The following is a 16,868-nucleotide window of genomic DNA, read 5'->3' as shown; positions in this document are numbered from 1 at the left end:
GCTGGGCCGCTGCCGCGCAGAACGACTTCGCGGCCCGGGTCCAGTGGAGCCTGGACGGCGACCACCGCGCCGGCAACCACGCGGCGGCGTCGCTGCGCGCCGCCGGCACGCTGTCCGGCACGCTGGACGCGATCGCCGGGGACGACCCGGTGTCCGACCCGCGGGCGGTGTTCTCCTGGTCCTACCGGGCGCTGCGACCGGCGGCCGCGGAGCTGCTGCGCCGGATGAGCCTCGCCCCCGGCACGGACCTCGGCGCCGCCGCGGTCGCCAGCCTCGCCGGCGTCCCGGCGGCCGCGGCCCGCGCGCCCCTGGCGGAGCTGGTGCGCGCCAACCTCGTCTTCGAGGACACGCCCGGCCGGTATTGCCTGCACGACCTGCTGCGGGCGTACGCCGCCGAGCAGGCCGCCGTCCACGACGCGGCGCCGGGCCACCGGCCGGCCGTACACCGGCTGCTGGACCATTACCTGCACACCGCCGACGCGGCGGCCCGCCTGCTCGACCCGGCCCACGGCCCGCAGCGGCTCGGCGACCCGCAGCCCGGCACCGCGGTGCCCCGGCCCGGGACCCGCGGCGAGGCCCTGGCCTGGTTCGACGCGGAACGCGACCCGCTGCTCGCGGCCGTGCGCCTCGCCGCCGACGCCGGCTTCGACGGGCACGCGTGGCGGCTCGCGGCCGCGGTCACGACGTTCCTCGACTGGCGCGGGCGGTGGCACGACCTCGTCGCCGTCCACGAGACCGCGCTGCGGGCCCAGCTGCGGGGCCGGTCACGGGCTCAGTCGCCGGCGCTGGACCACGCGGGCCTCGGCGACACCGCGTGCGCGCTGGGTCGCACGTACGCCCGGATCGGCCGCTACGAGGACGCCGAGCACCACCTGGGCGCCGCGATGTGGGTGCACGAGCAGGCCGGTGACGCGGCGGGGCTGGCCCGGGCCGGCTACCACCTGGGCGGGCTGGCGCTGCGCCTGCACCGGTTCCCGCGGGCGCTGTCGCTGACCGAGGAGGCGCTGCGCCGCTTCGACCGGCTCGGCGACCGGATCTGGCGGGCCCGCGCCCTCAACGCCACCGGCTGGATCCACGGCCACCTCGGCGAGCACCGGCAGGCCCTGCAGCGCTGCCGGGAGGCGCTCACCGAGACGATCGAGCTCGACGACCGGCACGGCGAGGCGGGCGCCTGGGACGCGGTCGGCCACGCCCACCACCGGCTCGGCGACCCCCGCCAGGCGATCGCCTGCTACGGGCACGCGCTGCGGGCGTACCTGGAGCTCGGCGACCGCTCCGGCGAGGCCGCGGTCCTGGCCCACCTCGCCGACGCCCACGACGACGCCGCCGACCCGGTGACCGCCGCCGAGCACCGCCGCCGCGGCCTGTCGATCCTCAGCACGCTGGATCCCGCGGCGGGGGCATGACGGGGCGTGACGCCGGCGCACGGGTCAGGCGGTCGCCTTGCGCAGGGCGGTCCAGGACAGCGCGGTCAGCAGCACGACGGCGAGCGAGGGCCAGCCGGCGAACAGGGACAGCGCGCTCTGGTCCAGGAGCCAGTCGCCGACCGCCGGCCAACTGCCCGTCCTGGTGATGAGGGCGGCGGCGAGCCCGAGGACGACCATGACGCCGGTGATCGCGCCGAAGACGCCGTTGGTGCGCCAGCGCACGTACACGGCGCCGAACGCGATCCCGATGAGGCTCATCAGCAGCAGCGGCACGCCGTACATGAGCAGCTGGGCCGGCACGCCGTAGGTGTCGATGAGGCCGATGCCGAAGAACCGCATCCGCAGGCCCCACCCGCCGGTGGCGGCCTCGACCGCCTGGAGGACGACGAGGAGCACGGCGTAGATGACGGTCTGCGCGAGGGTGAACAGGCCGATCGCGGCGCCGAACTCGCGCCGGGTCACGCTCATCCCGAGCGCGAACGGGAACTGCTGCGCCATCGCGACCGCCCCGAACACGAGCGCGGTGATGTAGACGCTGGCCAGGCCGCCGGTCACGGGACGGTCGCCCATCTCGTCGCCCATCGAGCCGAACAGCACCAGGTTGACGGCGAACGCGATGCCGAGGATGACCAGGGGCCAGACGAGGCCGTCGCGGCGGCCCGCGGCCTGCATGCGGACGATGGCGAAGACGCGGTTCATGAGGCGGCCTTCCGTGCGGTGATGCGGACGACGAGCTGCTGCAGCGAGACGGGTTCCAGCTGGACGCCGGCCTCCCGGGCCGCGCCGGCCGGGACGGCGCCCCGGACGGTGGCGCGGGTGAGCGGCCCGAGCTGCTCGCGGTGCAGCTCGTCGGTGTTCACGGTGAGCCGGTCGACGGCCGGCGCCGGACCGGTGACGGTGACGACCTGCCCGCGCAGCGCGTCGGCGGCCTCGTCCAGGACGATCCGGCCGCGCTCGATGAGCAGCACGTGCTCGATGAGGTCGCCGACCTCGTCGATGAGGTGGGTGGAGAGCACGACGGTCCGCGGGTGCTCGGCGTAGTCGGCGAGCAGCCGGTCGTAGAACAGCTGGCGCGACACGGCGTCCAGGCCCAGGTACGGCTCGTCGAAGAACGTCAGCGGCGCCCGGGACGCGAGCCCGACGGTGACGCCGAGCGCGGACAGCATGCCGCGGGACAGCTTCTTCACCAGCCGGCCGGCGGGCAGCTGGAAGTCGGCGACGAGCGACTGGGCGAACGCCTCGTCCCACTCGGGGAACAGCAGCCGGCCGGCGAGCAGGACGTGCCGCACCTTGAACGTGTCCGGGTAGCGCTGGCTCTCCTTGACGAAGCTGACCTGCCGCAGCACCTGGCTGTTCTCGACGGGGTCGGCGCCGAGGACGCGGATCGTGCCGGCGGTGGCGAACTGCTGGCCGGTGAGCAGCTGCATGAGGGTGGTCTTGCCGGCGCCGTTGCGGCCGAGCAGGCCGTAGATGCCGTTGCGGCGCAGGTCGAAGCTGACGTCGTCGAGCGCGGCGACGGAGCCGAACCGCTTCGAGACGCCCTGCACCGACACGACGGGGGTGGTGGTCATCGCTGCTCCTCGTGGCGGTCGATCATCGACTTGAGCTCGTCGGCGTGGATGCCGAGCTTCGCCGCCTCGGCCAGCAGCGGCTGCAGGTACAACTCGCTGAACTGCTCCTTGCGGCGCTGCCGGAGCCTGGCCCGCGCGCCCGGGGAGACGAACATGCCGATGCCTCGCTTCTTGTAGAGCACGCCGTCGTCCACGAGCTGGTTGACGCCCTTGGCGGCGGTGGCGGGGTTGATCCGGTGAAACGCCGCGAGCTCGTTCGTCGACGGGACCTGCGCCTCCTCGGGCAGCGAACCGTCGACGATCGACGTCTCGATCTGCTCTGCGATCTGCAGGAAGATCGGCCGACCCTCATCCATCGGCGCGGTTCGTCGGTTCATTACTCATGTAACTAACCATGCAACCTCGCCGCCGCCGCGTCAAGCCCCGCGCGTCGCGGGGTAGCGTCGAAGCGTGCAGAAGATGGCGTGGCTGGCCGTGCGCGACCGGGACCCGGCGGCGGCGCTCGGGCTCACCGAGCTCGGCGAGACCGGCTGGCGGGCCGGCGTCGACCTGGCGTACTTCACCGACGACCGCCTGATCGTGACGCCCCCGGTCGACGGGTGGGTCCTGGTCCTGGGCATGGCGCTCATGAAGGACCGGCCGGACGTGACGGGGCTCAGCGCGGCCCTGGAGACCGAGGTGCAGTTCTTCTCGTCACATCGAGGGCTGCAGGTGTACCGATGGCAGCGCGCCCGGTCGGGGGATCTGCTCCGGTCGTTCGCCGCCACCGACGGCGAGATCGACGAGATCGGCGAGGCGTCGGACCTGGAGCGGTCCTTCGGTCAGCTCGTCGACGACGGCGACGTGCACCGGGTCGCGGCGCAGTGGAGCGTCGACCCGGGCACGGTGAACGTCCCGGTGCGCGTGTTCAGCAACGGGTCGTCCGCCCGCGGCGGCCTGTAGGCGGCGCGGCCTCCGCGGGCTTCTTCAGCTGCGGCTGCTCAGCAACGGCCTTCGGCTGCTGCCGCTCAGCTGCGGCTTTGTTTCAGCTGCCGCCGCGGCGGCCGCGGCTGCGCCACGAGAACGGGCCGGGCAGGTCGTAGCGGTGGGCCCTGGTCTTCGAGTTCCACGACCACTTGCCGATCTTCAACCCCCACGAGGACAGGCCCTTCGGGGTGAAGTTCAGCACCAGCGGGCCGAAACGCATCGCCTTGCGGAACAGGATCGGCACGGCTCCTCCTCGACGTGATGTGCCGTCCAGGATGACCCATGCGCGCCACCGGCCGGGTTGAGGGGTCGGTCTACGTTGGACACATGGCCCAACAGGTGAAGTACGACCGCCGTGAACAGTTCGAGCAGATCCAGTCCGGTCTGCTGCCCGGCGAGACCATCATCGCCGTCTACGACGCCGTCGGCGTCGGCACCGGGTTCATCGGCCTGACCGACCGCCGCGTGATCCTGCAGGACCGCTCGTTCGTCGGCAAGCGGCTCGCGCTCACGTCGATCCCCTACCAGAAGGTGACCGCCGTCTCGATCGTGAGCAACAAGTCGTGGGCGGGCAACTTCTTCAGCAGCGGCAACATCGCCGTCCACGTCGGCGCCCACACGTACGAGATCGAGGTCCGCGGGGTCGAGAAGACCCAGCACATCCACAACGTGATCCTGCACTACGCCGTGACCCACTGACCCACGGCCGACCCACGGCTGGCTTACGGCCGACCCACGGCTGGCTTACGGCGTCAGCACGACCTTGCCGGTCGTGTGGCCGAGCTCGCCGTACTCGTGCGCGCGGACGACCTGGTCGAGCGGGAAGACCCGGTCGACGTGGACGGTGAGCCGGCCGTCGAGCACGAGCGCCGTGAGGTGCTCGAGGCCGGCCCGGTCGGGCTCGGCGAGCAGGAACACGCCGCCCGCCTCGATCGCGGCGGCCTCGTCGGCGCCGTTGAGGGCGACGAGCGCCCCTTCCGGCCCGAGGGTCGCCACCAGCTCCGGGATCTGCCCCGCGATCGTGGCGACGGCCACGTCGATGTCCTTCACGCCGGCCAGGTCGCCGGGCTGGTGGTCCAGGACCTCGTCGGCGCCGAGGGACCGCACGAAGTCGTGCTTGGGCGCCGACGCGGTGCCGATCACGTACGCGCCGCGGGCCTTCGCGATCTGCACGGCGAGGTGGCCGACGCCGCCGGCCGCGGCCGGGACCAGCACCCGCTGCCCGTCCAGGACGCCGGCCGTCTCGACGAGGACCTGCCAGGCGGTGAGGCCGGCGAGCGCGAGCCCGCCGGCCTGCTCGTGGCTGAGGTTGAGCGGTTTCAGCGCGAACTGCCGGGCGGGCCCGGTGACGTACTCGGCGTAGGCGGCCGCCTCCCCGGGGAAGCGGGGCATGCCGAACACCTCGTCGCCGACGGCGAACCTGGTGACGCCGGTGCCGGTCGCGGCGACGACCCCGGACAGCTCCCAGCCGACGGTGAACGGCGGGGTGCCGAGGAAGCCGCCGCCGGAGCGGACCTTCCAGTCGACCGGGTTGACGCCGGCGGCGTGCATCTCGACCAGGATCTCGGTCGGGCCGGGGTGCGGGACGTCGGCCTCGGTGACGCGCAGCACCGACGCGTCGCCGAGCACGTTCTGCGTCACCCGTCGCACTGTGTCACCCGCATCATTCGGACGGTAGCACCGTCTCCGCCGCCCAGGACCGCCAACGGTCGAGCTTGCCACCGGCGACGGCGAGCTGGTCGGCGACCGGCCCGGGCCCCGTCGACCCGGGCGTGGTGCGCGCCGCCAGGGCGCCGGGGACGGAGAACACCTCGCGGACCGCGGGCGTCAGGTGCGGGCTGACGACCTGCAGGTCCTCGTCGGAGACCTCGTCGAGGCCGATGTCGCGGGCCGCGGCGATCACGACGAGCTTGCCCGTGATCTCGTGCGCGTCGCGGAACGCCACGCCCTGCCGGACGAGCCACTCGGCGACCTCGGTGGCCAGGGTGTAGCCGACCGGCGCCTGCTCGGCGAGCCGGTCGACCCGGACCGTCATCGTGGAGACCATCCCGGCCATCGCCGGCAGGACCAGCTCCAGGGTGTCGACCGCGTCGAACACCGGCTCCTTGTCCTCCTGCAGGTCCCGGTCGTACGCCAGCGGCAGGCCCTTGAGCATCGCCAGGACGCCGGTGAGGCCGCCGATGAGCCGGCCGGACTTGCCGCGGGCGAGCTCGGCGATGTCGGGGTTCTTCTTCTGCGGCATGATCGACGACCCGGTCGCGAACGCGTCGTCGAGCTGCACCCAGCCGAACGCGGGGGTCGTCCACAGCACGACCTCCTCACCGAGGCGCGACAGGTGCACGCCGGTGAGGGCCGCGACGAACAGGAACTCCGCGACGAAGTCCCGGTCGGAGACGGCGTCGATCGAGTTGGCCGCGGCGCTGGAGAACCCGAGCTCCTTCGCCACCTGCGTCGGGTCCAGCGGCAGCGACGACCCGGCGAGGGCGCCGGCGCCGAGCGGGCTGACCGAGGCGCGCACGTCCCAGTCGCGGAGCCGGTCGAGGTCGCGCAGCAGCGACTGCACGTGCGCGAGCAGCTGGTGGCCGAACGCGATCGGCTGCGCCGGCTGCAGGTGCGTGAACCCGGGCGCGGGCGTGTCGACGTGCCGGGCGGCCTGCTCGACGAGCGCGTCGGCGAGCTCCACGATCCGGGCGGCGACGCCGCGGGCGTGGTCCCGCAGGTACAGCCGCAGGTCGGTGGCGACCTGGTCGTTGCGGGACCGGCCGGCGCGCAGCTTCCCGCCGAGCGCGCCGAGGCGCTCCAGGAGCCCCCGCTCGAGGGCGGTGTGCACGTCCTCGTCGTCGACCGTGGGCCGGAACTCGCCGGCGGCGCACGCCGACTCCAGGTCGTCGAGCGCGGCGAGCATCCTGCCGAGCTCGTCGGCGTCGAGCAGCCCGGCCCGGGCGAGGACCCGCGCGTGCGCCCGCGACCCGGCCAGGTCGTAGGGCGCCAGCCGCCAGTCGAACTGCACGCTCACCGACAGCCGGGCGAGGGCCTCGGCGGGCCCGCCCGCGAACCGGCCGCCCCAGAGACGGGTCGGGGACTCAGAAGACGAAGTTGCCACGCGACGATCCTTCCATGTGCAAGATCGCGTTATTTCGACGGGCCGTCGAGATGGGCCCATTCGGTGAGTTTCGCCGCGAGCAGCTCGCCGGCGGTCGGCTGCCCGAGCGGGTCGGGCCCCTGCCGGGCGACGACCATGATGGTGTCGTCGCCGGCGATGGTGCCGACGATGTCGGGCAGCCCGGTGCGGTCGATGGCGCTGGCGAGGAACTGCGCGGCGCCCGGCGGGGTCCGCAGGACGACGAGGTTGCCGGAGCTGTCGGCGCCGGTGAGCAGCTCGCGCAGCAGCCGGATCAGCCGGGTCGGGGCCTCCTCCGCCGGCCGCAGCGCCCGCTCGCCGTCCTCGGGGATGAGGTACTCGCCGCGGACCTTGACGGCCCGCAGCTCCTCGAGGTCCCGCGACAGCGTCGCCTGCGTCACCTGGATCCCGTCCCCGGCCAGCAGCTCCGCCAGCTCCGTCTGCGACCGCACGGCCGACCCGCGGATCAGCGCGGCGATCCGGTCGTGCCGCGCGGCCTTCGAGACGGGAACGCTCATGACGCCGCCCCGGCCGCGCCGCGGCGGCCGCCCTCCGCGCCGCTCACGACTTGTCCAGCAGCCAGGCCAGCAACGCCTTCTGGGCGTGCAGCCGGTTCTCGGCCTCGTCCCAGATCGCGCTCTGCGGGCCGTCCATCACCTCGGAGGTGATTTCGTCGCCACGGTGCGCGGGCAGGCAGTGCAGCACGATAGCCTCGGCGTGGGCGTTCGCGAGGAGCTCCGCGTTCACCTGGTAGGGGCGGAAGGGCGTGATCCGGTCGAGCCCGTCGCCCTCCTGACCCATCGATGTCCATGTGTCCGTGACGACGACGTCCGCGTCCTTCACTGCCTCCGCCGGGTCCGGCACCCATTCGACGCTGCCCCGCCGGCGCGCGGCGTCCACAATGGACGCGTCGGGCTCGAAGCCCGCCGGGCCGCTCAGGCGCACCCGCATGCCGGCGGTGACCCCGGCGAGCGCGTAGGAGTTGGCCATGTTGTTCGCGGTGTCGCCGAGGTACGTGAGGGTCCGGCCCTCCGTCGAGCCGAGGCGCTCCCGTACCGTCAGAAGATCCGCGAGCAGCTGACACGGGTGGAAACCGTCGGTGAGCGCGTTGACGACCGGCACCGTCGCGTGCTCGGCCAGCTCTGCCACGCGGGCGTCCACATTGGACCGGATGACGATCGCCGACACGTACCGCGACAGGACCTTCGCCGCGTCGCCGATCTCCTCGCCCCGGCCGAAGTGGGTGCTGACCGCGTCGATGATGAGCGGGGTGCCGCCGAGCTCGGCGATGCCGACCTCGAACGAGACCCGCGTCCGCAGCGACTGCTTCTCGAAGATGACGGCGACGGACCGCGGACCGGCGAAGGGCTTGAACCCGTGCCGGTCCGCCTTCATCGCCGCGGCCAGGTCGAGGATCTCCCCCTGCTCGGCCGCGGTCAGGTCGTCGTCCCTGAGCAGATGACGAGGCATCAGGCCCGCACCGCGTCCAGGGCCGGGCCGAGCGCGGCGAGGAACGCGTCGGCCTGCTCGTCGGTCAGGATGAGCGGCGGCGCGATGCGCAGCACGTCCGGCTGCGCCGCCTGGGCGAGGAACCCGGCGTCGCGCAGGACGGCGGCGAGCGCGCCCGCGGCCGGCCCGTTGAGGACGATGCCGAGCAGCAGCCCCGCCCCGCGGACCTCCCGGACGAGCGGGCTGTCGAGGGCCTCGACGCCGCGGCGGATGCGCTCGCTGAGCTGCTTGACGTGCTCGAGGAGGTGCTCGGACTCGATGGTGTCGAGCACCGCGAGGGCGGCGGCGCAGCAGACCGGGTTGCCGCCGAACGTGGACGCGTGCTGGCCGGGGCCGAGCAGGGTGGCGGCGCCGTCGAACGCAATCATCGCGCCGAGCGGCAGCCCGCCGCCGAGACCCTTGGCGAGGGTGACGACGTCGGGGCGCACACCCTCGGCCTGGTGGGCGAACCAGTGCCCGGTCCGGCCGATGCCGGTCTGCACCTCGTCGAGGGCGAGCAGCGCGCCGTGCCGGGCGGTGACCTCCCGCGCGGCGGTGAGGTAGCCGGCGGGCGGGACCACGACCCCGGACTCGCCCTGGATCGGCTCGAGCAGCACCATCGCCGTGTCGCCGTCGACGGCCGCCTCGAGCGCGGCGACGTCACCGTACGGGACGTGCACGACCTCGCCGGGGAGCGGGCGGAACGGCTCCTGCTTCGCGGGCTGCCCGGTGAGCGCGAGGGCGCCCATGGTGCGGCCGTGGAACCCGGCCTGCGCGGCCACGATCTTCGTGCGGCCGGTGCGGCGGGACAGCTTGAACGCGGCCTCGTTGGCCTCGGCGCCGGAGTTGCCGAAGAACACCGCGCCCGGCCGGCCGCCGAGGTCCAGGAGCCGCTCGGCGAGGGCGACGACCGGCGGCGACGCGAACAGGTTGGACACGTGGCCGAGCGTGGCGATCTGCTGCGCCACGGCGGCGACGACCGCGGGGTGGGCGTGGCCGAGCAGGTTGACCGCGATCCCGCCGAGCAGATCCACATAGGACCGTCCGGCCTCGTCGACGACGACGGATCCGCTGCCGCTGACGAGTCCCAGCGACGGCGGCCCGTACGTGTTCATCACCGACGCCTCGAAGCGCTGCACCAGCGTCATCCTGACACCACCATGGTCCCGAACCCTTCCGATGTGAAGACTTCCAGCAGCAGGGAGTGGGGCACCCTGCCGTCGACGACGTGCGCGGCGGGCACGCCGCCCTTGACGGCGCGCAGGCACGCCTCCATCTTCGGCACCATCCCCGACTCGAGCGTCGGCAGCAGCTCGGTGAGCTCGTCCGTGGTCAGCTGCGAGATCAGCGACTCCGGGTCCGGGTAGCGGGCGTACAGGCCCTCCACGTCGGTGAGCACCACGAGCTTGCGGGCCTTGAGCGCGATGGCGAGCGCCCCGGCGGCGGTGTCGGCGTTGAGGTTGTGCAGCACCCCGTCGGCGTCGGGCGCGACCGTCGACACGACCGGGATCCGCCCGGCGGCGATGAGGTCGGCGACGGCGCCGACGTTGACGTGCTCGACGTCGCCGACCTGGCCGATGTCGACCGGCGAGCCGTCGACGATCGCGGGCCGGCGCACCGCGGTGAACAGGCCCGCGTCCTCGCCGGACATGCCGACGGCGTGCGGGCCGTGCTCGTTGATGAGACCCACGAGCTCCCGGCCGACCTGCCCGACGAGCACCATCCGGACCACGTCGGCGGTCTCGGGGGTGGTGACGCGCAGGCCGCCCTTGAACTCGCTGGTGATGCCGAGCCGTTTGAGCATCGCCGAGATCTGCGGGCCGCCGCCGTGCACGACGACCGGCTTGATGCCGACGTGGCGCAGGAACACCATGTCGGCGGCGAACGCGCGCTTCAGCTCGTTGTCGAGCATGGCGTTGCCGCCGTACTTGACCACGACGGTCGAGCCGGAGAACCGCTCCAGCCAGGGCAGCGCCTCGATGAGGGTGTTCGCCTTGCCCAGCGCGATGCCGAGGTTCCGCCCGTTCATGCCGCTTTCGCCTTCGCCGTCACGACGTTCGCCTTCGCCGTCATGACGAGTACGCCGAGTTCTCGTGCACGTAGCCCATGGACAGGTCGTTCGTCAGTACCGTGGCAGCCGCCGCACCCGCGTGCAGGTCGACGGTGACCGTGACCTCGCGGGCGCTGAGGTCCACCTTGGAGCGGTCCTCGCCGGCCGCCCCGCCCTTGCAGATCCACACGCCGTTGATGGCGACGTCGACCTCGTCGGCCTCGAACGCGGCCCCCGTGGTGCCGATCGCGGCCAGGATCCGGCCCCAGTTGGGGTCGTTGCCGAAGAACGCGGTCTTCACCAGGTTGTTGCGGGCGATCGACCGGCCGACCTCGACCGCGTCGTCCTCGCTCGCCGCGCCGGTGACCTCGATCGCGATCTCCTTCGTCGCGCCCTCCGCGTCGGCGACCAGCTGCGCGGCGAGGTCCTTGCAGACGGCGGTGACCGCCTCGGCCAGCTCCTCCTGGGTCGGCTGGATCCCGGCGGCGCCGCTGGCCATCAGCAGCACCGTGTCGTTGGTCGACATGCAGCCGTCGGAGTCGATCCGGTCGAACGAGACCCGGGTCGCGGCCCTGAGGGCCGCGTCGAGCACGTCCGCGTCGGCCACGGCATCGGTGGTCAGCACCACCAGCATCGTGGCGAGCCCCGGCGCGAGCATGCCGGCGCCCTTGGCCATCCCGCCGACGGTGAACCCCTGCCCGTTGCGGACGGCCGTCTTCGGCACGGTGTCGGTCGTCATGATGGCCCTCGCGGCCTCCGCCCCGCCGTCGCGGGCCAGCCCGCGGGCGGCCGCGTCGACGCCGGACAGCAGCTTCTTCAACGGCAGCCGCTCACCGATCAGGCCGGTCGAGCAGACCGCGACGTCACCGGCCCCGACCGGGAACCGCGACGCCCGCCCCGACAGCACGGCCGCGGTGTGCTCGGCGGTCGCGTGCGTGTCCTGGAAGCCCGCCGGCCCGGTGCACGCGTTGGCGCCGCCGGAGTTGAGGATGACGGCCCGCACGATGCCGGCCCGCAGGACCTGCTGGCTCCACAGCACCGGCGCCGCTTTGATCCTGTTGCCGGTGAACACGGCCGCCGCCGTCCAGTCCGGCCCGTCGTTGACGACGAGCGCCACGTCCAGCGCCCCAACGGTGGCCTTGATGCCGGCGGCGACCCCGGCGGCCCGGAAACCCTTCGGTGCGGTGACACTCATGGCGCGATCCCATCGGCGGTGAGCCCGGCACCCTCAGGCAGCCCGAGCATCAGATTCGCATTCTGTACTGCCTGGCCCGCGGCACCCTTGACGAGGTTGTCGATCGCGGAGACCACGATGATCCTGCCGCTGTCGACGTCCACGGTCGCCTGCAGGTGCGCGGCGTTGCTCCCGAACGTCGACGCCGTGTGCGGCCACTGCCCTTCCGGCAGCACCTGCACGAACTGCTCCCCCGCGTACGCCTGCCGGAGCACGTCGGCGGGGTCGGCGGTGGTCTTCGCCTTCGCCGTCACCGTCGCCAGGATGCCCCGCGGCATCGGCGCCAGAACCGGCGTCATCGACAGCGAGGTGGCCCCGGTCGCCTGCTTGATCTCCGGCACGTGCTGGTGCGCCCCCACCTTGTACGGCGACAGCGACCCCATCACCTCGGACGCCAGCAGGTGCACCTTCGCGGACCGGCCCGCCCCCGACGTCCCAGACGCCGCGACCACCACGACGTCCTCGGGGTCGGCGACACCCGCGGCGATCAGCGGCGCCAGCGCGAGGACCACCGACACCGCGTAGCAGCCGGTGTTGGCCACCCGGCTGGACGCCGCGATCCGCTCCCGCTGCCCGGGCAGCTCCGGCAGCCCGTACGTCCACGTCCCGGCGTGCTCGCCGGGGTAGTACTTCGTCCAGTCGGTGGCCGCCGCGAGCCGGAAGTCCGCACCGATGTCGACCACCTTCACCGACGCCGGCAGCTGCGCCGCGAGCGCCGCGGACTCCCCGTGCGGCAGCGCCAGGAACACGAGGTCGGCGCCGGACTCGGCGAGCACCCCGGCCTCGGTCGGCGCCAAGACGACATCACGCAGCGACCGCACGTGCGGGTGCACCGCTCCTACCTTCGACCCTGCCTGTGCAAACCCGGTTGCCACCCCCAGGTCGAGATGCGGATGCCCGGCGATCAGCCGCAGCAACTCCCCACCCGCGTACCCTGAAGCCCCCGCAACAGCGACTCGTATTCCCATGCGTCCAACTGTATCTCTATGCATGCGTTGGTTTCAAGCAGATTGCGGACCCCGTCACTCCAGCCTCGGCGTTCCCTTCAACTGATACACTGCGTAGCCCTCCAACTGCACCACCCAAGGTCAATTAGGTGGATGGAGTTAGGATGCTGGAGACCGGAACGCAGCGGCCATCACGGGTCCCGTAACCGCTCGCCGACCCGCCACCGCTTTCGCCCCCAGCCCGCCAACCACCACAACCCGTCCCGCCTTCACGCGCGCGAACACAGGAAGCACCCTCGGTGTCTCACCGACGCTCCCGGTGACGCGCGTCAACGCTGAAGCGTGGGGCACCTGACGATTCGACACTGGCCACCTCAACGACGAACCCGCAAGCCGGCAATCTGCACCAGACCCGCTGCACCAGACTGGCTCGGCTGAACTGGCTCGGCTCGACTGGACCGGCTCGACTGGACCGGCTCGACTGGACCGCGAGCCCCGCCTGGGACTGCCCAGCCCGGACCCGCAACCCAGACCGGCGGCCCGGATGACACGACCCGGGACGACCCTGCCCGGCTGCCATCGACGGCGATCCCAGGCAAGGCCCGGGCCCACCGGTTGCCGATCCGGCCGAGTGTCCGAGTCGGCCGGGATGACCAGGCCCTCGCTGGTGACCTGGCAGCCGATCCACTGTCCGAGGACCCCGTGCAGGCGGCCAGCCACCGTCGCCGGGCCGCCGTCCAGAGGGTCGAGCCGAGCCGGGTGTTGCCGTCCGAGCGGTCACGCTGGTTGAGCCGCCCGAGGCCGCCCGCCGGTCGAGCCGCCCGCCGGTCGAGCGGCCTGGGCGAGTGGCCCGCCAGCCGAGCAGCCCGCCGGCCGAGAGGCCCGCTCGTCGAACCGCCCGGTCCAGCCGTCCCGCCGGTTGAGCCGCCCGAGGCCGCGCTGTCCGGTCGAGCGATCACGCAGGTCGAGCGGTCCACGGCCGTCGTGCCCTGGTGGCCCCGGTGGCCCCGGTGGCCCCGGTGGCCCCGGTGGCCCCGGCAGAGTCGACTGGCCATGCGCTCCACACTCCAGCACGGGCCCGATGGGTGCGTCGACGGCGGCCAGCCACCGGATGCGGCGCGCACGCGCAATCCCAGCCAGCGCGGCACGCGCGGCTGTGCGCCGCGCAGCGGCGCATTGGGGTGCGGGTGAGAATCCCCGCCGGGCCCCGCCGCGAAGCGGTGGGGGGAATTACAGCGGGGATTACAGCTACTCAGGGTCGAGGACGCGGGCCAGTTGGGCGCGGTTGCGGACGTTCAGGCGGCGGTACAGGCGGGTCAGGTTTGCCTCGACGGCCTTGATTGACAGGAAGAGGGCGCGGGCGATCTCGCGGTTCGTGGCGCCGGCGCGGACGAGTTCCACGATGCGGCGTTCGGTTTCGGAGAGGCCTGCGCCGCGGCCGCCGTCCAGACGGGCCAGGTCCGCGGCGGCGACTTCGCGCCAGGGGTGTGCCTCGGCGGCCGCGTAGCGGCGGACGGCCTCGGAGAGGGCGGCCCGGGCGGCGCCGCGGCGGTGGGCCCGGCGTTCGAGGCCGCCCAGCGTGTAGTACGCCCGCGCGACCTCCAGCGGGTACGGGTGGTCCTGCCATTCCTCGATCGCCTGGTGCAGCGCCTCGGCGCCCTCGCGGGCCTCGCCGGTGGCGGCGGTCAGGACGGCGCGGGCACGGGCCAGGCCGAGGAAGACGACGGTGCGGTCCAGGTGCCGGGCGTGCTTGTACACCTCGTCGAGCACCTCGGCGGCCTCGGCCCGGGCGCCGGCGCCGACGAGGGCCTCGATGAAGTCGGCGTGCCAGGGAAGGATGCCGGGGTCGAGGCGGCCCAGGCGCTGGTCGAGGGCGTACGCCTCGCGCAACGCCTCGGCGGCCGCGACCGGGTCGCCGCGCAGCATGTGGACGAGGCCGGACGCGGCGTAGGCGAGCTTGATCCAGTCCTCGTCGCCGGCGGCGAGGCAGGCCGCGAGGCCGCGTTCGGCGTAGCCGGCGGCGGCCGTGGCGGTGCCGCCGCCGCTCTCGGCGAGGGCGGCCACGAGGTAGCCGGGGCCGGGGGTGGTCTCGACGTCGACGTAGAGGCGGACGCATTCGCGGCCGGCGGCGACGGCGTCGGCGCAGCGGCCGGCGCGCCAGTAGATGCCGGCGACGGACACGAGGACGGAGGCGAGGTCGCGGACGGTGCCGGCCCGTTCGACGGCGATCCGCAGGGCCTCGATGCGGCGGACGGCCTCGCCGGTCTCGCCCTTGAAGAGGCGGCTCATCGCGGCGACCTGCCGGGCGGCGACGGTCGCCGGGGTCAGGGAGAGGCCGCGGGCGAGCTTGCCGGCGCGTTCCAGGTATTCGTCGCCCTGGGTGCCGAGCAGGATGTTGCCCTTCCAGCTGAGCACCTCGACGAGCCGCTCCATGTCACCGCACAGCTCGGCGGCCTCCTCGGCGCGCTTGAGCTCGGCGAGGGCTCCTTCGCCGTCGCCGTCGTAGTATGCCTTGACGCCTTTGTACAGGCGGACGTGGGCGAGCAGGTCGGGGGCGTCGACGGCCTCGACGAAGGCGGCGTCCAGCAGCGGGCCGGAGTTGGAGTGGTCCTCGCCGGACATCTCGACGAGCAGGAGCCGGGCGCCGATGCGGGTACGGCGGTCGGCGGCGTCGCGCAGCGCGGCGGTCGCGTGCCGGCGGGCGGCGGCGGGCGACCCGGCGGCGTACGCGTACTGCGCGGCGCTCAGCCGGCGGACCGCGCCGACGCCGGGGGTGTCGCGTGGTGTCCGGTCGGCGGCGAGGGCCGCGAGGTCGGCGGCGACGGCCGGGGCACCGCGGAGGCGCGCCGCGGACGCGGCGTCGGCGAGGCACTCCGCGAGGGCCTCGTCGGGTTCGGGCCGGGCGGCGGCGAGGTGCCGGGCCCGGTCGACCGGGTCGGAGACGGTGTCGGCGAGGCGTTCGTGGGCCTCGCGGCGGGCGGCGGCGGTCGCGTCGGCGTACACCATCTCGCGCAGCAGCGGATGGCTGAACCGGATCGCTCCGTCGGCGTCGGCGTCCAGCACCGACGACGCCAGCGCCGCGTCGAGGTGGTGCTCGGCCAGTCCGCACCGTTGCAGGAGGGCGAGGCTGGGACGGGCGGCGGCCGCGACGACCAGCAGCGCGGGCCAGTCCGGGGCGGGGAGCGCCGCGAGCCGCGCGGCCAGCAGTGAGCGGAGGCGGTCGGGCACGGGCAGCGGGTCGGTGGTCGGCACCGGTGCCACGCCGAGCGCGCGGCCGAGCTCGACGGCGTACAGCGGGTTGCCGGCGCTGGCCTCGTAGATCCGGTGCAGGTGCGCGCGTCCGGCCTCGGCGCCGAACCTGGCCCGGAGCAGGTCGGCGACGTCGCTCTCGGGCAGCGGCGGCACCAGCAGCGTCGTGCCTGGTGGTGGGCACAGGTCGAGGCGGGTGGGGCGGTCGCCGTCGGTGATCCGCTCGGCGGCGAGGATGCGCACGGGTGCCTCGCCGAGCCGGCGGGCGACGAACCGGAGGACCTCGGCGCTCGGCTCGTCGATCCATTGGACGTCGTCGAGGACGAGCAGCAGGGTGCGGTCGGCGGCGAGGGCGCGCAGGAGCTCGAGCACGGCGAGGCGCACGGCGAGCTGGTCGTGCGGGGTCGCGGGCAGGGCGCTGCGCAGCAGGGCGCCGTCGAGGGCGGCGCGCAGGTGCGGGGGCAGGTGCTCGGCGGCGTCGGGCGCGCCGTCGAAGAGGTCGACGAGCGCCAGGTACGGCAGGTCCGCCTCGGCCTCGGCGGCGGCGGCGCGCAGCACGAGCGCGTCGGTCTCGGCGCCCGCGATGGCGTCGAGGATGGTGGACTTGCCGATGCCCGCGGGGCCGTAGAGCAGCACGCCGCCGCCGCCCGCAAGGCGCTCGCGGGCGTGAGCCAGAAGATCGGCGCGGCCGAACGGTACAACCGGCCAGGAGCTCACCACCACTGTTCCACCACGACGCCGAGTCTCTCCCGAACGCCACGCCGCCGCAACGGCTGCCCAACGCGGGTGAGCGTCCAGACATCGCGATGTTGAAC

At 73.7% G+C, this 16,868-nt stretch carries 16 protein-coding genes; 3 read left to right on the top strand and 13 right to left on the bottom strand.

What is annotated here, in order from left to right:
* Window positions 1-1,406 (top strand): tetratricopeptide repeat protein (locus tag AB0J72_RS16320; RefSeq protein WP_363399340.1); only part of this gene is annotated, 1,406 nt, incomplete at its 5' end.
* A 24-nt stretch (window positions 1,407-1,430) separates the two neighbouring features.
* Here the strand turns inward: AB0J72_RS16320 and AB0J72_RS16315 are convergent.
* From AB0J72_RS16315 to AB0J72_RS16305, 3 genes are read right to left on the bottom strand one after another with little or no spacing between them, the layout of a single operon-like run.
* Window positions 1,431-2,126: a hypothetical protein gene (locus AB0J72_RS16315; protein ID WP_363399338.1), complete on the bottom strand. Its 696-nt coding sequence runs from the start codon at window positions 2,124-2,126 to the stop codon at window positions 1,431-1,433.
* Window positions 2,123-2,998 carry an ABC transporter ATP-binding protein gene (locus tag AB0J72_RS16310; protein ID WP_363399336.1) on the bottom strand — a complete coding sequence of 292 codons (876 nt, stop codon included), beginning with the start codon at window positions 2,996-2,998 and terminating at the stop codon, window positions 2,123-2,125. The genes AB0J72_RS16315 and AB0J72_RS16310 overlap by 4 nt, the downstream gene beginning before the upstream one ends.
* The gene (locus AB0J72_RS16305; protein WP_363399334.1) at window positions 2,995-3,354 is read right to left on the bottom strand and encodes a GntR family transcriptional regulator; all 360 of its coding nucleotides are present in this window, start codon (window positions 3,352-3,354) and stop codon (window positions 2,995-2,997) included. The genes AB0J72_RS16310 and AB0J72_RS16305 overlap by 4 nt, the downstream gene beginning before the upstream one ends.
* 103 nt (window positions 3,355-3,457) lie before the next feature.
* On the opposite strand from AB0J72_RS16305, the gene AB0J72_RS16300 reads away from it, so the two are divergent.
* Window positions 3,458-3,940 (top strand): hypothetical protein, encoded by a 483-nt coding sequence (locus tag AB0J72_RS16300; protein WP_363399375.1) that lies wholly within the window; start codon window positions 3,458-3,460, stop codon window positions 3,938-3,940.
* An 82-nt stretch (window positions 3,941-4,022) separates the two neighbouring features.
* On the opposite strand, the gene AB0J72_RS16295 is transcribed toward AB0J72_RS16300, so the two are convergent.
* Complete coding sequence (locus AB0J72_RS16295; protein ID WP_203850031.1) at window positions 4,023-4,208, bottom strand: DUF4236 domain-containing protein; 186 nt, start codon at window positions 4,206-4,208, stop codon at window positions 4,023-4,025.
* Between the two features lie 83 nt (window positions 4,209-4,291).
* Here AB0J72_RS16295 and AB0J72_RS16290 point away from each other — a divergent pair, with 83 nt between their 5' ends.
* Window positions 4,292-4,663, top strand: coding sequence for a PH domain-containing protein (locus tag AB0J72_RS16290; RefSeq protein WP_363399331.1), 372 nt, complete (start codon window positions 4,292-4,294; stop codon window positions 4,661-4,663).
* A gap of 45 nt (window positions 4,664-4,708) precedes the next feature.
* Here the strand turns inward: AB0J72_RS16290 and AB0J72_RS16285 are convergent, their stop codons facing one another.
* The 9 genes from AB0J72_RS16285 to AB0J72_RS16245 form a co-directional block, all read right to left on the bottom strand.
* A complete protein-coding gene (locus AB0J72_RS16285) occupies window positions 4,709-5,605 on the bottom strand; it encodes an NADP-dependent oxidoreductase (RefSeq protein ID WP_363399329.1) in 897 nt (298 codons plus the stop codon).
* A gap of 22 nt (window positions 5,606-5,627) precedes the next feature.
* On the bottom strand, window positions 5,628-7,067 hold the full coding sequence (gene argH / locus AB0J72_RS16280) for an argininosuccinate lyase (protein WP_363399327.1): 1,440 nt from the start codon (window positions 7,065-7,067) through the stop codon (window positions 5,628-5,630).
* Between the two features lie 29 nt (window positions 7,068-7,096).
* Entirely contained in the window at window positions 7,097-7,603 is a 507-nt protein-coding gene (argR, locus tag AB0J72_RS16275) for an arginine repressor (RefSeq protein ID WP_363399325.1), read from the bottom strand.
* A gap of 43 nt (window positions 7,604-7,646) precedes the next feature.
* Window positions 7,647-8,555 carry an ornithine carbamoyltransferase gene (gene argF, locus AB0J72_RS16270; protein ID WP_363399323.1) on the bottom strand — a complete coding sequence of 303 codons (909 nt, stop codon included), beginning with the start codon at window positions 8,553-8,555 and terminating at the stop codon, window positions 7,647-7,649.
* Window positions 8,555-9,721 carry an acetylornithine transaminase gene (locus AB0J72_RS16265; protein ID WP_363399321.1) on the bottom strand — a complete coding sequence of 389 codons (1,167 nt, stop codon included), beginning with the start codon at window positions 9,719-9,721 and terminating at the stop codon, window positions 8,555-8,557. The genes argF and AB0J72_RS16265 overlap by 1 nt, the downstream gene beginning before the upstream one ends.
* On the bottom strand, window positions 9,718-10,602 hold the full coding sequence (gene argB, locus AB0J72_RS16260) for an acetylglutamate kinase (protein WP_363399319.1): 885 nt from the start codon (window positions 10,600-10,602) through the stop codon (window positions 9,718-9,720). The genes AB0J72_RS16265 and argB overlap by 4 nt, the downstream gene beginning before the upstream one ends.
* A 40-nt stretch (window positions 10,603-10,642) precedes the next feature.
* Window positions 10,643-11,818: a bifunctional glutamate N-acetyltransferase/amino-acid acetyltransferase ArgJ gene (gene argJ, locus AB0J72_RS16255; protein WP_363399318.1), complete on the bottom strand. Its 1,176-nt coding sequence runs from the start codon at window positions 11,816-11,818 to the stop codon at window positions 10,643-10,645.
* On the bottom strand, window positions 11,815-12,825 hold the full coding sequence (gene argC / locus AB0J72_RS16250) for an N-acetyl-gamma-glutamyl-phosphate reductase (protein WP_363399316.1): 1,011 nt from the start codon (window positions 12,823-12,825) through the stop codon (window positions 11,815-11,817). The genes argJ and argC overlap by 4 nt, the downstream gene beginning before the upstream one ends.
* A 1,227-nt stretch (window positions 12,826-14,052) precedes the next feature.
* A complete protein-coding gene (locus AB0J72_RS16245; RefSeq protein WP_363399314.1) occupies window positions 14,053-16,773 on the bottom strand; it encodes an AAA family ATPase in 2,721 nt (906 codons plus the stop codon).
* Window positions 16,774-16,868: the final 95 nt, after the last annotated feature.

Source organism: Dactylosporangium sp. NPDC049742 (assembly GCF_040674675.1).
In the GTDB taxonomy this organism is placed as follows: domain Bacteria; phylum Actinomycetota; class Actinomycetes; order Mycobacteriales; family Micromonosporaceae; genus Dactylosporangium; species Dactylosporangium maewongense.
Note: the sequence above shows the minus strand (reverse complement) of the source record. Positions and strands in the feature narration are given on the sequence as shown.

Coding starts and splice junctions, on each gene's coding strand:
- AB0J72_RS16315 (WP_363399338.1), bottom strand. CDS start 2,126: ATGAACCGCGTCTTCGCCATCGTCCGCATGCAGGCCGCGGGCCGCCGC.
- AB0J72_RS16310 (WP_363399336.1), bottom strand. CDS start 2,998: ATGACCACCACCCCCGTCGTGTCGGTGCAGGGCGTCTCGAAGCGGTTC.
- AB0J72_RS16305 (WP_363399334.1), bottom strand. CDS start 3,354: ATGGATGAGGGTCGGCCGATCTTCCTGCAGATCGCAGAGCAGATCGAG.
- AB0J72_RS16300 (WP_363399375.1), top strand. CDS start 3,458: ATGGCGTGGCTGGCCGTGCGCGACCGGGACCCGGCGGCGGCGCTCGGG.
- AB0J72_RS16290 (WP_363399331.1), top strand. CDS start 4,292: ATGGCCCAACAGGTGAAGTACGACCGCCGTGAACAGTTCGAGCAGATC.
- argR (WP_363399325.1), bottom strand. CDS start 7,603: ATGAGCGTTCCCGTCTCGAAGGCCGCGCGGCACGACCGGATCGCCGCG.
- argF (WP_363399323.1), bottom strand. CDS start 8,555: ATGCCTCGTCATCTGCTCAGGGACGACGACCTGACCGCGGCCGAGCAG.
- AB0J72_RS16265 (WP_363399321.1), bottom strand. CDS start 9,721: ATGACGCTGGTGCAGCGCTTCGAGGCGTCGGTGATGAACACGTACGGG.
- argB (WP_363399319.1), bottom strand. CDS start 10,602: ATGAACGGGCGGAACCTCGGCATCGCGCTGGGCAAGGCGAACACCCTC.
- argJ (WP_363399318.1), bottom strand. CDS start 11,818: ATGAGTGTCACCGCACCGAAGGGTTTCCGGGCCGCCGGGGTCGCCGCC.
- argC (WP_363399316.1), bottom strand. CDS start 12,825: ATGGGAATACGAGTCGCTGTTGCGGGGGCTTCAGGGTACGCGGGTGGG.